Below are 15,441 nucleotides of genomic sequence, written 5' to 3' on the forward strand. Positions count from 1 at the left end.
ACCTGTCAACCAATCAACTTATAAAGGACGTGTAACAAAATGTTTGATTTTACCCACGATGGACATGTGCATACTCCATTTTGTCCACACGGTACAAAAGACCCACTTGAACAATATATTCAAGTAGGAATCGAAAAAGGCCTGCAAACGATGACATTTACGGAACATGCACCATTTCCGAGTACATTCGTCGACCCTGTCCCAAATCAAGACTCGGCGATGGCACTCGATCGATTGCCTGACTATCTTGATACGCTTCGACAGATGAAAGAACAATATAAAGATGTCATTGACTTAAAAATTGGTTTAGAGGTCGACTTGTTGCCATACCTTGAGGAAGAGTCGATTGCGTTACTCGAACCATATGCCCCATTGTTTGATGAAGTCATTTTGTCACAGCATTTCTTATATGTAGATGGCACATACATGCCGATTGATTTTTCAGCTGAAACGTTTGATGAGCTCGTCACAAAACTCGGCTCATTCGAAAATGTGATGAAAGCTTATTATAAGTCAATCGAACGTGGTCTCGGATTCCCATGGGAAAACATCAACGTCGCTCGGATTGGACACATTGATTTACCAATCAAATACCAAAAAAATTATGACTGGAAGCGTTCCGAAGTAAAAAAGGAAGAAGAACGACTCTTACAGGTGATTGCTGACCGAGGATTTGGACTCGACTTCAACACGGCCGGACTCAGAAAACCGGATTGCGGGGATCCTTACGTCGCAGGACTCGCAAAAGCTGCCAGCGAGTTACATATCCCATTCACATTAGGTTCGGATGCACATCTCGCTCAAGATGTGGCGGCTGGATTCGACATCATCGCACAAAAAAAAGCCACGTTCCTATGAACGTAGCTTTTGACAGCGATCTAGCTATCTAGATCCCCATGCTTATGGTTGACAACGATATGGCATTCCATTTCTTCATCTGTAAACATCATACCATAAAGAAAAATAGATGCAAAAAATTGGGTGAAATTGTTCACCCAATTGAGATCACATCGCTGCGTACAATGTTTTTATATCGTTCGTAGATGCCTCATCCATTTGGAGGGCTACGAGCTCAACATATTGTAGTGCTGGGTCCTGATCTTTCGACAAAGCGACAATTTCGGCGGCTGCCTTATCAAGCGCCAACAAGATTCCTGATACACCAAGCGTCGGATAATATCGAAGTAAAGCTCGAACATGTTTAATCTCAGATACTTCATTTCCGTTAATCGTCAACGATTTGACAGCCAACTCTTTACGCATGCCAATCGCAAATTTATCTTCCCACACTTCTTCGAGCGTGATCAAGGCTTCTACTTCATATGCACCATCTGTAAAGCGAACAAGTTTTTCCATAAACAATTTCCCCTCTCCTGAATCTATTTTCATTATATAAGAGATTTCAGAGTATATATTGTGAAATATTGAACATTATGTGTAAAGTTTGTCTCACTTGATTTCGAACAAAAAAAGGCCCCTCCGTGGAGGGGCGAATAATGGAAGAGTAAAACACCATTGGCAGTACATTAATAATATATCACCTTATGAAAACGTTTACAATGTATTTTTGTACATTTTCTCTAGTGGCATATGTAGCACTTCAATCCCACTGTCACGCATCAATTCTAATCCGTCGCCATGCTCGTAACCGACCGCATAGACGACTCGTGCGACTCGTGCGGCGATTAGGGCAAGTGAACAGGCGTGACATGGCGAATGGGTGACATAAGCGGTCGCACCGAAGGCGTTCGTCGAATCAGCAGCCAGTTTTCCAATCGCATTGATTTCGGCATGGATTTCATGTTGTTTCGACCAGTGATGATGATCATACGGGTCCGTACATTTGATATATGTCACACCGTCACGGATGAGTCGTGCTGGTTCGTTGATCATATCAACGTCCGTCGACGTCACATAGTTCGCATGCTTATAAAATCCTTCTTCTTTTTTAATATAAATCTCATTACAATTCGTATGACCGGAAGGTGTTCCGTTCAAGCCAATCGAAATCGGTTTTTCATCCTTCACAATGACACATGCCACGCTCTTGGATGCACACTTCGAGTGTCGCTCGGCCATCATATCGGCAAACAGCAACCACGTCTCGTCCCACAATCGTTGTTTCTCCACACAAGTCCCTCCTCGTAGAAAAGGAAAGTCTGATTGCTCAGACTTTCCCCCTTAGTATCCAGTGTCTTTTGGCAGTTCTTTATTTTTCGAGGCGATCTCGATGACTTTCTCTTTAAGCTCGTGCTCCATTCGGTCGAGTTCACGCTCGGCGTCACGACGTTTTTGCTTCCCTTCTTGTTGAATACGTAATGTTTCATCCAACGTCGAGAGTAAGTTCTCGTGAGCAACTTTCAGTGATTCAACAGAAACAATCCCTTTTTCATTTTCTTGTGCGATTTCAATCGAAGAATCTTTCAACATCTTCGAGTTCTGCTCAAGCAACTGGTTTGTCGTCTTCGTCACGTCCTGCTGCATACGAAGTGCCGTCTTCTGACGCGTTAGGCTGAGCGCAAGAACGACCTGGTTTTTCCAAAGCGGAATCGTGTTGACGACCGCCGATTCAATCTTCTCGGCAAGGATTTGGTTATTCTGCTGAATGACCCGAATTTGCGGTGCCATTTGAAGGCTAATGGTACGACTGAGTTTTAAGTCATGCAATTTCTTCTCAAAACGGTCCGCTAATTGAATCATGTCGTTCAATTGTTGCAATTTCGACTGGTCTTTAGAAACTTCCACTTCATGTCGCAGTGGCGCAATCTCATGCTCACGTACATGATCTAACTTTGTTTCACCCGCTGCGATATAGACGTTTAATTCTTCGAAATAACGCTTGTTTTTGTCATACATTTGATCGAGCATCGTGATATCTTTCATTAGACCGAACTTGGCACGATCTAAATTGTGGATGACTTCTTCCAAATAGACGTTCATTTTTTCGAATTGAAGTTTATAGTTCTCAGCCTTCTTTTTTGCGCGGCCAATGAGCGGGATGTTATCCATAAAGCTCTTCTTCTCCGGTTGAAGCATGTCCGGGTCCATCTTTCGGACGTTTTGCATCAAATCTGACAAAAGTTTCCCGGCGTCCCCGCCATCTTTCATTCGGACTTCCGTCAAAATTTGGTCGGAGAATTGGGACAGTTCACGTTGGACATTCGACCCAAACAACATAACCGAATCCGTCTTTTTAATATCGATTGATTCAGCCAATCGCGTGATGCGCTCACGGTGCTCTTGAGGGACGTCTGGCTTCGCTTGGATAGCAGGCACTTCCTCTGCCTGCGAAACAGATGACCACTCTACAGACGGATCGCTAAACCCCTCTGCCTCAGTTTTTGTTTTTGTATCAGATGTCAGCTCTTCTTCCGGCCATGACTGCCAGTTCGTTTCATTCGATGAAGTCATGCTTTTTTCTCCCTTCCGGCTGATCAGATAAGACTCGCTCCATCATAATCAGTTCACGTTCAAAGTCTACTGCATCATCTTCAAGAAGACGTCCGCGCTGTTCTTTAAATTTATCGACAATTAGCCGCATATTCGTTATTAATTGTTCTCGAGTTTCTTCTTGAATGATGACCCGTTTTCCTTCCAGTTCTTTAAATTTCAAGACGACCGAGACGAGGGAATCTAAGTAGAATGTGAACAAGTCTCGAACATGCTTCGCGTCTTGCGGATTTTCGAAAAGTTCCTCGAACAATTCATGCGCTTCTTTTGACACTGCTTTCATTTCTCGCCTTACTTCTACATCTTTGATTTCAGGCAAGACACGGTCAATCTGTTGTAGTTTCTCATACCCTTGCTCAATCGTCCGTTGCAAGAATTGAAGTTCTAAATCATCCGTCGCCTCGAATTGACGTGCCGGGATAGGATCTTCAATCGGTTTTAGGATTCTTGAGCCTGAGAACGATTCTTCCTCATCAAGCAGCAGTTTTTTCTTCGCCCGTTTTGCGACCGTTGTCGGTGTTCGCTGACGGTTTTTGCGCTTATTCGTTGACCAGACTTCGTTCAAGACGAGCGCCCCTACTATAATGAATAACCAGGAGAAATCGAATACGTTGATGGCAAAGTATATGACTGCCCCAGTCAGGGCCCATTTCATCCATGTTTTCATTCTTATCACCTCATCTCATGTTACTTCTATTGTACATTACGAAACCGATCAAAAAAAGTTTCGTCACCTCTATCATTTTAGCATAATAAAAGTCTTTGTTTCCTCCGTCCACAGGTGTAGAAACAACTACCTATATCGACTTCATTCCCGTTGCGAGACGAAAAAAACCGTAGACTCGAGAGCCTACGGTTCCTCAATTATGTGTTAAGCCACGTGGATACCATGACGATTCCTACTGTCACCGGTATAACATAGCGTATGAGTGCATGCCAGATTGGATAAAGCTTCATACCTGGCTGAGATGTTTGAATCTCTTCTTTTAAAATACGTTGGTCTACTACATAACCAACAAAGATTGACGTTAAGAATGCTCCGACCGGCATTAAAATATAACTGACGAGGTAATCCATCGTGTCGAAGAACGTTCGCCCGTTCCAGATGTGTAGATCGCTCAATAACCCAAATGACAGCGCAGAAGGCACACCGACGAGGAAGACGAGCAAGGCGACTGTAACCGTTACTTGTTTCTTCGACCATGTCGGTTTCTTTTCATTCAGACGATCGGTCACACCCGCGACGACGACCTCTAACATCGCAATCGAAGACGTGATTGAAGCGAATGCGAATAATAAGAAGAACAATACCATGAAAAATCCACCGAGCGGAACTTGATTGAAGACCGCCGGTAGGACGACGAAGAGCAATGCCGGTCCTTCAGCTGGGTCTAATCCTGAAGCAAAGACTGCCGGGAAGATGGCAAGACCTGCTAGGAGCGAAACGGTAATATTCAATAGAACAATCATGTTCGCGGAACGATTCAGCGTCCCTTTCGTCTTAATGTAAGATGCATATGTCAGCATCGCAGCCACCCCTAGAGATAAGGAGAAGAAGGCTTGTCCAAGGGCAAATAAGACCGATTCCCCTGTGAGAGCAGAGAAGTCAGGTTGTAAGAAGAAGCGGACCCCTTCCATCGCCCCGTCAAGTGTCAATGAGCGGACAACGAGGACTATAAAACTGATGAACAATAACGGCATTAAAATCTTGCTCATCCGTTCAATTCCCGCTTCTACCCCACGTAAGACAATCAAAAGCGTAATCGTGAGAAATAAAAACTGTCCGATGACGGCGATTTCAGGTGTTGACACGACACTTCCAAAGACATCACCAAATTCGTCAGCACTTTGTCCATTTAATGTTCCGCTCAAACCGAGTCCGATGTAAATGAGGACCCATCCTCCAATAACACTATAGAAGGAAAGCAACAAGAAACAGGCAATGACACCAAGATAGCCGATGATGCTCCATCGTCCATGTCCCAATTGTTTAAAGGCAAGAAGTGCTGTCTTTTGAGTCGAACGTCCAACGATGAACTCCCCAATCAATAATGGTAGACCAAGTAATAACGTGAACGCCAAAAACATGAGTAAAAAGGCACCGCCCCCACTAGTTCCAGTGACATACGGAAATTTCCATATTGCACCTAGACCAATCGCCGAACCTGCGGCAGCTAAAATGAATCCAATTTTTGAGGCGAATGAATTTTGCGCCATGGTTACCCCTACTTCCTGTTTTTCATTTCATTTTCATAATAATAGTGAAATACTAACACGGTTCAACAATCAGGACAACAAAAAACAGAGAAAAGTCTGAATACTTTTCTCTGTTGATGCTTTATGGCGTTAAAAATGTTACTGCATTCTCTTGAATCTGGACGGACAATTGTTCGGATTCGAAATGTTCACCATCGATATCGATAATTTGAGGTTGACTCAATTCTACTTTCACATGAGAAGCCTGAAAGTGATTCCACTCGGGGGATTTTTGATCGAGACCGAGTTGCTGCGCCAAAAGTTGTCGAATCATCGGAAACCCGATTGATGAACTGTGAACAACCTCTAACAGTCCATCAGAAAAGGACTGTGTCTCAAGCTTCGTCGGGACTGTCCCGAGGTAGCTACCGTTTCCAATATAGAGAAAACTTACATCGCCTTCATAGAGCAGCTCATCTTTTCGATATAACCGGATTTCAAACGGATCCGCTTCACGAAATTGTCGAATCGTCGCTAAAAAGTAGCCGATTGACCCTAGGGATTCCTTTTCATCTGGGTCGATTTGTCGTGATGTATCGGCAATCAATCCAATCCCGACAAAATTGAGAGCATACATCTCATCCACTTGAATGACGTCTACTTGTTGCGTATGTTTCGACTTAATGACATTTGCAGCTTGTGTCGGTTGAATTGGGAGTTCGAGCGCTCGCGCAAAATCATTACATGTCCCGGCCGGAATGATGCCTACGGTAGGTCGCTCCTCGCGCTCTAACGTCATCAATCCGTTCACTACTTCATTCAGCGTACCGTCCCCACCAATCACGATGAGATGGTCGAAAGGTCCACTCTCTGAGGAAAATCGGAGTGCATCCCCAATTTCTTGCGTCTTCTTGATGGTGATTTCTTCATAGAGCGATTCAATCGTTCCAATGACCTCCCCGAGCATCGTCTTGCTCGTACCAGACTTCGGATTCGAAATAATCAAAGCTCTCATAATAACCCTTCCTGCTCTAAGAAGTCTTTCGCTACGTCATATGCACGTTCATTTCCATAAGCGACACGTCGGTTCAATTCAGACATCTGTTCGTCCGTGATTTTTCCAGCGAGTTGATTAAGGGCATCTTCGATTTCTGGATATTCTTCAAGTGTCTCTTCTTTCAAGAGGGGTGCCCCTTGATAAGGTGGGAAGAACTGTCGATCGTCTTTTAAAACGACCAAGTCATTTTCGGCAATATCAGGGTCAGTTGCGTAGGCATCAACTAGATTGACGTCTCCTCGAGAAATGGCACGATAACGCAACTTTTGCTCCATCGACACAACGGATGGGAAATCAAATCCATATTCATCTTGAAGACCAGGATATCCATCTTCACGATCTGTAAATTCAAGGGTGAACCCTGCCTTAATATCTGATTCCACGTTTCGTAAATCTGAAATCGCAGTAATGTCCTCTGCTTCTGCATATTCACGTGGAATAGCAAGTGCATACGTATTATTAAACTGCATCGGCTCAAGCATCACATACCCGTCTTCTGCAAGTGCATCTCTCGCTTGTTCGTACACCTCGCGTGCATCATTTGACCCAGGTGACTCTTTTACGAGACTAGCGAGTGCCGTACCAGTAAATTCCGGATAGATATCGACATCACCAGATTTCAGAGCACCCCATACGAATGTCGTTTCACCAAAGTTCGGTTTCACTGATACGGACAGATCCGTTTCTTCTTCAATTAACAACTTATACATATTCATCAAAATTTCAGGCTCAGGTCCAAGTTTTCCGGCGACGACTAAATCCGTCTCCTGTGAGCGACCGAATGCGAGCGGAGTGATGATAATCAAGGCGAGTACGGTTGAGACGGCAATCAATTTCGTTTTATTGCGAGATGCTGTTGCACCTTCCATCTGACGCAACAAGAAATCAAACAATAGTGCTAAAATAGCAGCCGGTATGGCCCCAAGTAAAATTAAGTAATTGTCATTTCGGTTAATCCCAAGCAAAATTAATGTACCAAGCCCACCCGCTCCAACGAGGGCAGCGAGTGTCGCTGTTCCTACGATAAGGACCATGGCAGTTCGAATACCAGCCATTATGACAGGGAGAGCAAGCGGAAGTTCGACTTTCATCAAACTCTGATTCGGCTTCATTCCACAAGCTCTTGCTGCTTCAAGTAATGATTTATCTACTTCGTTCAAACCTGTAAACGTATTCCGTAAAATCGGAAGAAGCGCGTATAAGACGAGCGCAATGATTGCAGGTAATGCACCGATTCCTACGAGCGGAATCATCAACCCGAGCAAAGCAAGAGAAGGAATCGTTTGAATGATGGCAGTAACACCAATAGCGGTTTCAGCAATTTTTTTACGACGCGTCAGCCAGATTCCTAACGGTACGGCAATCAAAACGGCGATTAAAAGTGATACGACAGAGAGCTGTAAGTGCTCAATCAGTGCCTCGACAAGCTGTCCTTGTCTATTTTGGAACGTCTCAAACATCCAGCTCACCTCTTCCACGTTGTGTAAATTCCAAGACGAATGGGTCATCGCTTGCCAATATCTCTTCTGGCGTACCGACAAGCATCAATTCGCCATCACGCATCAATGCGATACGATCACCGAGCTTCATCGCTTCCTGCATATCATGTGTGACAAAGAGAATCGTCTTTCCTAGTTCATCATTCAATCGTTTGATGTCGTCTTGCAATTGTCCGCGGCTAATCGGGTCAAGTGCTGAGAAAGGTTCGTCCATCAAAATGACTTCTGGGTCTGCCGCTAGGGCACGCAATACACCAACTCGTTGCTGTTGACCTCCTGATAGCTCTGAAGGTTTTTTGGCACGTAATTTCGGATCGAGACCGGCAATTTTCATCAACTCTGTCACGCGGTCTTTTGTTCGATCCTTCTTCCATTTTAATAGTTCAGGAACGACAGAAATATTTTCTTCTACTGTCAAGTGTGGGAATAGTGCGATTTGTTGTAACACATATCCGATATTACGACGTAACTCGTAAATATCAAATTGATAGATTTCTTTTCCATCGATCAATATTTTTCCATCTGTGTGATCGATTAACCGATTCACCATTTTCATTGTTGTAGTCTTGCCACAACCTGAAGGACCAATCAATATAAAGATTTCTCCCTTTTGAACTGTTAAGCTTAACTCTTTGACGGCCAATGTCCCGTCTTCATAACGTTTTGATACATCCCGAAACTCAATCAACGTAATCCCTCCTCGACTATTTCCAAAATGGAAATTCAAATAGTATTTTGCCCTTTTCCATGCTTTGTTAAACAAAAAAAAGCTCTCCTGAATAGAGAACCTTTAAAATTAATAAAGAGTGACTTGGATATGTCGACGACCCCATTGGATCGCATCCTGTTTTGAATCGACCAATAAATCAACAATATGTCCTTTGATTCTGCCACCGGTATCAAGGGCGATTGCATCACCAACACCTTGAATATGCACTTTTGAACCTAATGGAATGATAGAAGGGTCGACGGCGATAATTCGCATGCCGTTATAATAAATCGAATCAGTCACGTCATGACCAGTCGCAGTCAAAACACGACCCCCATACGCCTTATTGTCAGCAACATCGTTTGAGTAAGCTGTCGATTCGACAGTAATGACTTTTTTTCTCGTTGTCGTAGACACTGGTGATGCCGTAGCGTTCTTGTTTGAAGAAGCCGCTGCCTTTTGTGCCGCCACTCTTTCCGCTTCTTTACGTTCTTCTTCTGCCTTACGCTCTGCTTCAAGTTTAGCTAGTCTCGCCTTCTCTGCTTCTTCCTTCGCTTTCTCTGCAGCGAGACGTTCTGCTTCTAAACGTTTCTCTTCAGCTAAGCGTTTCTCTTCGGCAATTTTCTTTTGGCGAGCGATTTCCTTTTGCCTCTCTTCTTCAATCGCTTGTCGTTCTAATTCAAGTGGATTTTGAACGATTTTCTGTTCTGTCCCGATTCCGATCTGAGCAGCATCTGCTTGATTCATGAATGTGAACATTCCCATCATCGCGGTTCCAATTACTATCATATATTTAATCAATTTCATCGTAGTAAGGTCATCACCTTTCTCGTTATGTAACGAACAGATGTTAATTTACCACGACACGTCATCTTGGAGTAGCTATTTTATCGAAGTGAAATAATCCTGACATATGACATAAAAAGTGGTTACAAATTGTAACAATTGCGAAAAACGTTGCTATTGCAAGGTTTCACATAAAAATTACAGATTCGTTACAATAACACTTGTAACAAATCTGTAATCTCCCTGTCATGCTCTTCACTTATTCAATTGGCTTCAAATCATGCAATCTGAGCATCCCCCACGGCGCAACATCGACTTGAACCGTAAAAGAATTTTCACCTTCGACCGCATCCATTTCATCTTGAGGGACACGATACGACCCCATTTCTTCTATATAAAGAATACGGTCATAATAGTTCGCCCGTACTCCTCCGAGAAACGGTTTTGACTCAACTCGGTCAATCACAGCAAATCCGTCTTCCCCTTGCTCGAACGAGACGTAAACCGTACCCGCCTCCACATTTTGTCGTCCTTCAAACTCGTCAAATTCAAGATAGATCGAGTCTCCAAAATATGGATCGAACGGTTCAAACGAAGTTCCCTTAAACGTGTACGTTTCCCCTACCCATGAGATGGCATAGACGAGGATGACAAACAAAATGGCAATCATAACTTGTACGGCCGGAATGACCCACATAGACAACCGTTTCATGTCGTCACACCCTTTCTTGTACGATTACGCCACCATAATCCGAGTGACAACGCAAAGACGATCAGTGCACCAATTAAGAAGAAGAGGGATACATCCAAACGGTCCCAAACATAAATGAAATAAATCGTCATTTGGACGACTAAAAAATAGATAAAGGCGAAGATGGTGGGTTGTCTCGTCATATCTTGGCGAACGAGGTACGTGAGTGCAATGACTTCGATCATCACTGCCAATAACACACCTGAATCTTCGAATAGCGCAAATGGGATTACAGCAAGAAAGCATACCCACAAAAGGTCGTTTCGACGATGGATTAAATAGATCGCAACGAATGAAATAGAAAGGAGTGTTGCCTCAAGAATGGATGGTGGTCTTTGAGAAAGCCAGCTTCCCGTTACATTTACTAAATATCCAATCGACAAAACAGCTGCGACAAACAGATATATAGATTGCCACCCGGCTTGTTTTCGATAAAACAAGAGAAGCACATGGAGGATAACAAGAGACCAAAGTGGCCATAGTCTACCTTCATAGTCCACATATTGACCAAAGATGTTAAATAATCCGTAAAAGGTAAGCCAAGCAAACGTCCGATCTAACGATTCTTCCACAAAATGGAACCATACCCATGTCACGATGAGTGCAAATCCAATTAACGTCAACCCGATGCCTTCGAAACTGTTTGTGACAGCCATGAACGCAGTGATAGCGGAGATGATGGAAAAGATGACGTGCTTATACATGATTCGGTGAAGGACTGCCATCGTGAAGAGTATCCAAAACAGCAAGGTCAACTGCCCCGACAGATTATACGTCGTAAAGATGACCGCCATGGTCGCCACAAAAAAAACGAATCCTAACACGCGTAATAATATGACATACCTCGGGGTTTTCAAGCGAACTCGTTCGGCAAACACATAAAATCCAACCATAAAAAGAAGAAATAGTCCAATCTTTAAAAGGTCGGGGATCGCCTGCCAATTGGCTGCGACGAAGCTAAATAGACTGAGCGCTAATAAAATCGACCCGACAATAACTAAAACGGGCGGCTTGTGATTGTTTCGCTCACTAGCCGCCCGTTGTTTATGTTCATAGTCGACTAGTCTTTTACCGGTCGATTCATCTAACAATCCCGCTTCTTGCCATTCACGAACTTTTTTGTCAATGGACACCTCAATCATCCCTTTCAAAAAAAAGGTCAGCTGGCGCGTTCAATCAATTCTAATTCTGATTTTAATAAAACTTGTTTTTCAAACTCGAGCCCGAGTTGTTGAAATTCTTCCATAATCGATACGTCTGCGATCACGGTATTGGTCAGTACGGCGGTCACTTCAGCAACCCATCCTTCACGAGTCGACTTCACGATATCACCTACGAGGAATTCTTCAGACACACCCATTCACTTCCAATCTAAATTTGTTTCTATCATTATAACGAAATTATGTCGGTTTGAATACGTTTTCTTTTATGCGTTGAATAAATTGTGTCAAAAATTTTCCAGTAAGCCCCCAAATGATGTAGTCATCGTGTTCATAAAAGGGTTCTTTCATTTTAATTACCCGTTTTTCGTACGCTTTAGCATTTGCCAAGCGATCAAGTGGGATATTTTGATCTGGGTTCATCGTCCACTCCATCTCACCATGGAACGGGTCTATCATAAGTAATGTAGATAAAGGAACGGTAAATAAATGATCAACTTCATCCGTTCCCTGTGCAGTTGGAAGCCGTGACAACATCCCGACAAACGGATAAATCAATTGTCGATGGGGTGTGGCAAGTGGCCTTAATTTACCGATGACTTCAACTTGACCAGAAGTAATCTCTAATTCCTCACACGTTTCTCGAACGGCGGCTTCAACAGGTGTTTCTCCTTTTTCAAGTCGTCCTCCCGGAAAAGAAATTTCGCCGGGCTGCTGCCGCATCGTATGGGCACGTACTTCAAAGACGACATGCCATTCCTTCTCTATTTCTACGAGCGGAATCAAAACCGCTGCTGTCTGTTCGTAATCTTCTTCCATTGTAAAGCTATTTCGAATTTGGTCTTCATTAATCAATGGCTGCACACTGTTCACTCACCTTCCATCATCGAATATCCTATACCGTTCTATACCCTACTTTTCGTTTAATCGCTGCTAATGTCGGAAATATCATTATTAATGATAGGAGTTGATCACTTTGAATGAACAAGTGGATGTACTAATCGTCGGAGCCGGACCTACCGGCCTTACCCTCGGACTGACCTTGGCAAGATATGGCGTCTCATTTCAAATCATCGACCGAAAGACGATCCCGTCGGATAATTCTCGAGCCATCGGGATTCAACCACGGACAATTGAGGTGTTTTCTCGATTAGACGTCGCCCAAGAAGTACTCGAACGGGCCCGTACGATTGAGCGGGGAAATCTCTATTTCTCAGGTCAATGGACGGCAAAGCTCGAATTTTCAAAGCTTGTCACTCCGTATCCGTTCGTGACACTGCTGCGTCAAAATGAAACAGAAGAAATTTTAGAGTGTGCCTTGCTAAAACATGGCCACGCAGTGAGACGCGGAGAGTCACTGTCTTCCATCACACAATATCCATCGCGGACGATCGCACATTTGACTGCTGAAGACGGAGCTCATCGTTCTGTCGAAGCTAAATATGTCATTGCTGCAGATGGCGCCAATAGTTCCATCCGTCGAATGCTCGCTCTCCCATTCAGTGGGAAGTCGTTTAAAGAGGCGTGGGTATTAGCAGATTTGAAAGCAGATTGGCCCATTTCTCGTGAAGAGGTGCATATTTTCTTCTCGGATCGAGGAGTACTCGAGGTCTTTCCACTCACGGATGAAACGATTCGAATCACGGGAAACTTACGGACCGATGAGTCGTTCGTCGAATCGGACCTTCAACAATTTGTGGAACAACGTAGCCATATGCCAGTTCGCATACACGATGTCGAATGGTTCTCGCTCTTTCGGGTTCATAATCGAATGGTCGATACGTTCATCCATAATCGCATCATCCTAATGGGCGATGCCGCTCATATCAATTCACCGGTCGGGGGACAAGGGATGAACACCGGGATTGCGGATGCATTCAACTTAGGTTGGAAGCTATGGCTCCATTTGAAGACAGGCGCACCGCATCAAGTCGTCTCGACGTATCGGAATGAGCGTGAGTATGTGGCAAGGAATGTTCTACAGACGACGAATTTCGCAACTGAGATGCTCCAGACGACACTCCCGATGCTATTACCGTTTCAAGCGATCGGGGCTGATGTCTTCACACGAGTCAATCTCGTCAATCAAAAGATCACGGAACGAATCTCGCAACTTCATCTATCGTACCCAAAAGCGTTGCGTATGCCGTTTCGTCGCGTCGCCGAAGGAAAAATATTCCCAGAGACTGAAATTTTACGAACCGACGATGGATTTCGGACGAAGATTTCAGAAATCGCCGATGGGCGCTTTCAAGTGCTCGTATTTGACGATGGCAAACGTGATTTGACGCCAATCTATGAATACTTAAATGAGTATTACCCGTTCCTTCAGACTATCTCATTGTCCAAGACAAGCCGTCCATTTTTCGACCAAGGGAATGAGCTTGCCAAGTCACTCTTCATGAAACGTGGTATTCTAGTCATCCGTCCGGACGGCTATTTGTTGCACAAGCAACACCACGTCCGTCTAAAACCGTTACAGGACAAGTTGGCTGTCTGGCTTCCACCATCTTAAGGGTGTATAAATGGAGAGCTTCACCAAATTGGTGAAGCTCTCCATGTCATTTACTCTTCAACATTCACATACAGAATACCAGGTTTCGAGAGCGTCAAATCGTAGAATGCTTCGAATGCCTCGATGTCTTCTAGCTTGCGAAAGTCAACCTTGTCAGTCTCTTCATTCGGGATGGCGACGATAATGCCTTCCTCCGTCAACTTGATCATGCCCGTTTGTCCATTATGAATCCGAACGTAGAGTACTTGCTGGTTTTCTAAGAGCGAGATCGCCTCTCGTCTCGATTGAATCGGTTTTTTCATATAATCCTCTCTTTTCCATTTTAGTATAACGTTCCGTTCGTATTGCTTTCAACTCGTCACCCTATTAAACTTGTGTAAAGAAGGGGTTGAATGCGTTGGAAACATTACTCATTATTGTGCTCGCCATCTTGTTCATCATTTTAGTCACGATTCGTACGATTCGCAACTTAAAATGGGTTCGCTTCGGTGAAGCGTTCGGGAAACAGGGCGAAGAGTTATTAGCTGATTATCATTACCTGACAGAACAGGAAATCACATGTCGTATCGAACAAGGACTTCCGACCGGTAAATTGTTAAAACCGCTCGCTAAAAATTTAGACGATCGTGTCGCGCTATTCGTACATCGAGATGATGCCGCAAAAGCAAGAGAACTTTTAAAATAAGAAGATGGCCGAATGCATCTCACTCGGCCATCTTCTTATTTATGTATCTGTCTTTCTGAGCAGTAGTAAGCGATTTGTTTGACGAGCGGCTCCGTCAACGTTTCAAGAGTCGTTTTGCTGATGACCTGATCGACGAGTGTGAAAGAATCGCCACAATTGGCCTTGACCCGCTTGAGCTTCAACTGTTCCGTCTCCGGGAAGATCAAGAAGGAATAGACCGGAATCGCTTGTCCACACTCTTTCTTCAACCGTGACCGCACTTGTTTAGTCATTCGCTCTAGCTCCGTGACAGGATGTGGATAGATGTGCTTCCATCCCATAGACGTCTCCGTCCGACACTCACGGTTCGTCAAATGGACAGGGGCTGGAGTTCGATTTAATTGAATCAAGAATACACCTTTCGGCCCGACGAGCACGTAATGAACGAGATCCTCGCCAAATTCGACTTGTTCAATCATCATCCAGTCAAATCGACATGTTTGTCTGATGTTCTCGACGAGACGATCTGTATAGCTTGTCGGTGCCTTCATCACTTCTTCTTTCGTACGAAACAGCTTTTTTGTCTGTTGTTTGACAGGTTGTTTCTCCGTGGCCGTTAACACTTGCAACATTGACTCCACCCCCTATTCATTA

General features: G+C 44.1%; 17 protein-coding genes and 1 pseudogene. 3 read left to right on the plus strand and 15 right to left on the minus strand.

Going from position 1 to position 15,441, the window contains the following annotated elements:
• Positions 1-39 precede the first annotated feature (39 nt).
• Complete coding sequence (gene hisJ, locus KNO76_RS00360; RefSeq protein ID WP_214881363.1) at positions 40-858, plus strand: histidinol-phosphatase HisJ; 819 nt, start codon at positions 40-42, stop codon at positions 856-858.
• Positions 859-1,005: 147 nt separating this feature from the next.
• Here the strand turns inward: hisJ and KNO76_RS00365 are convergent, their stop codons facing one another.
• From KNO76_RS00365 to KNO76_RS00425, 13 genes and pseudogenes are all read right to left on the minus strand, one after another.
• A complete protein-coding gene (locus KNO76_RS00365) occupies positions 1,006-1,356 on the minus strand; it encodes a hypothetical protein (RefSeq protein WP_026826119.1) in 351 nt (116 codons plus the stop codon).
• A gap of 198 nt (positions 1,357-1,554) precedes the next feature.
• The gene (locus KNO76_RS00370) at positions 1,555-2,130 is read right to left on the minus strand and encodes a deoxycytidylate deaminase (RefSeq protein ID WP_026826120.1); all 576 of its coding nucleotides are present in this window, start codon (positions 2,128-2,130) and stop codon (positions 1,555-1,557) included.
• Positions 2,131-2,181: 51 nt separating this feature from the next.
• Positions 2,182-3,411 (minus strand): toxic anion resistance protein, encoded by a 1,230-nt coding sequence (locus tag KNO76_RS00375; protein ID WP_026826121.1) that lies wholly within the window; start codon positions 3,409-3,411, stop codon positions 2,182-2,184.
• On the minus strand, positions 3,395-4,117 hold the full coding sequence (locus KNO76_RS00380; RefSeq protein ID WP_214698322.1) for a 5-bromo-4-chloroindolyl phosphate hydrolysis family protein: 723 nt from the start codon (positions 4,115-4,117) through the stop codon (positions 3,395-3,397). The genes KNO76_RS00375 and KNO76_RS00380 overlap by 17 nt, the downstream gene beginning before the upstream one ends.
• Positions 4,118-4,314: 197 nt before the next feature.
• A complete protein-coding gene (locus KNO76_RS00385; protein WP_214881365.1) occupies positions 4,315-5,667 on the minus strand; it encodes a sodium-dependent transporter in 1,353 nt (450 codons plus the stop codon).
• 121 nt (positions 5,668-5,788) lie between these two features.
• Positions 5,789-6,661 (minus strand): diacylglycerol/lipid kinase family protein, encoded by an 873-nt coding sequence (locus KNO76_RS00390; protein WP_214881367.1) that lies wholly within the window; start codon positions 6,659-6,661, stop codon positions 5,789-5,791.
• Positions 6,658-8,163 carry an ABC transporter permease/substrate-binding protein gene (locus KNO76_RS00395; protein ID WP_214881369.1) on the minus strand — a complete coding sequence of 502 codons (1,506 nt, stop codon included), beginning with the start codon at positions 8,161-8,163 and terminating at the stop codon, positions 6,658-6,660. Before KNO76_RS00395 ends, KNO76_RS00390 begins: the two co-directional genes overlap by 4 nt.
• A gap of 10 nt (positions 8,164-8,173) precedes the next feature.
• Positions 8,174-8,890, minus strand: a pseudogene (locus KNO76_RS00400) (ABC transporter ATP-binding protein); the annotation flags it as partial.
• A 108-nt stretch (positions 8,891-8,998) separates the two neighbouring features.
• On the minus strand, positions 8,999-9,718 hold the full coding sequence (locus KNO76_RS00405) for a 3D domain-containing protein (protein ID WP_251127826.1): 720 nt from the start codon (positions 9,716-9,718) through the stop codon (positions 8,999-9,001).
• A gap of 238 nt (positions 9,719-9,956) precedes the next feature.
• The gene (locus tag KNO76_RS00410) at positions 9,957-10,409 is read right to left on the minus strand and encodes a GDYXXLXY domain-containing protein (protein WP_214881375.1); all 453 of its coding nucleotides are present in this window, start codon (positions 10,407-10,409) and stop codon (positions 9,957-9,959) included.
• Positions 10,406-11,590: a DUF2157 domain-containing protein gene (locus tag KNO76_RS00415; protein WP_214881993.1), complete on the minus strand. Its 1,185-nt coding sequence runs from the start codon at positions 11,588-11,590 to the stop codon at positions 10,406-10,408. Before KNO76_RS00415 ends, KNO76_RS00410 begins: the two co-directional genes overlap by 4 nt.
• 17 nt (positions 11,591-11,607) lie before the next feature.
• A complete protein-coding gene (locus KNO76_RS00420; RefSeq protein WP_026826130.1) occupies positions 11,608-11,808 on the minus strand; it encodes a DUF2187 family protein in 201 nt (66 codons plus the stop codon).
• A 40-nt stretch (positions 11,809-11,848) separates the two neighbouring features.
• Positions 11,849-12,472 (minus strand): NUDIX hydrolase, encoded by a 624-nt coding sequence (locus KNO76_RS00425; RefSeq protein WP_235181848.1) that lies wholly within the window; start codon positions 12,470-12,472, stop codon positions 11,849-11,851.
• A 112-nt stretch (positions 12,473-12,584) separates the two neighbouring features.
• Between KNO76_RS00425 and KNO76_RS00430 the strand changes: the two genes are divergently transcribed.
• A complete protein-coding gene (locus tag KNO76_RS00430) occupies positions 12,585-14,123 on the plus strand; it encodes an FAD-dependent monooxygenase (protein WP_214881380.1) in 1,539 nt (512 codons plus the stop codon).
• A gap of 50 nt (positions 14,124-14,173) precedes the next feature.
• Here the strand turns inward: KNO76_RS00430 and KNO76_RS00435 are convergent, their stop codons facing one another.
• Positions 14,174-14,425 carry a hypothetical protein gene (locus KNO76_RS00435; RefSeq protein WP_026826133.1) on the minus strand — a complete coding sequence of 84 codons (252 nt, stop codon included), beginning with the start codon at positions 14,423-14,425 and terminating at the stop codon, positions 14,174-14,176.
• A gap of 95 nt (positions 14,426-14,520) precedes the next feature.
• On the opposite strand from KNO76_RS00435, the gene KNO76_RS00440 reads away from it, so the two are divergent.
• Positions 14,521-14,808 carry a hypothetical protein gene (locus KNO76_RS00440; RefSeq protein ID WP_026826134.1) on the plus strand — a complete coding sequence of 96 codons (288 nt, stop codon included), beginning with the start codon at positions 14,521-14,523 and terminating at the stop codon, positions 14,806-14,808.
• Positions 14,809-14,843: 35 nt separating this feature from the next.
• Here KNO76_RS00440 and KNO76_RS00445 read toward each other — a convergent pair whose 3' ends face one another.
• Entirely contained in the window at positions 14,844-15,419 is a 576-nt protein-coding gene (locus tag KNO76_RS00445) for an NERD domain-containing protein (RefSeq protein WP_214881383.1), read from the minus strand.
• Between the last annotated feature and the right edge of the window lie 22 nt (positions 15,420-15,441).

It is taken from the genome of Exiguobacterium sp. s101 (genome assembly GCF_018617835.1).
GTDB lineage: Bacteria > Bacillota > Bacilli > Exiguobacteriales > Exiguobacteriaceae > Exiguobacterium > Exiguobacterium marinum.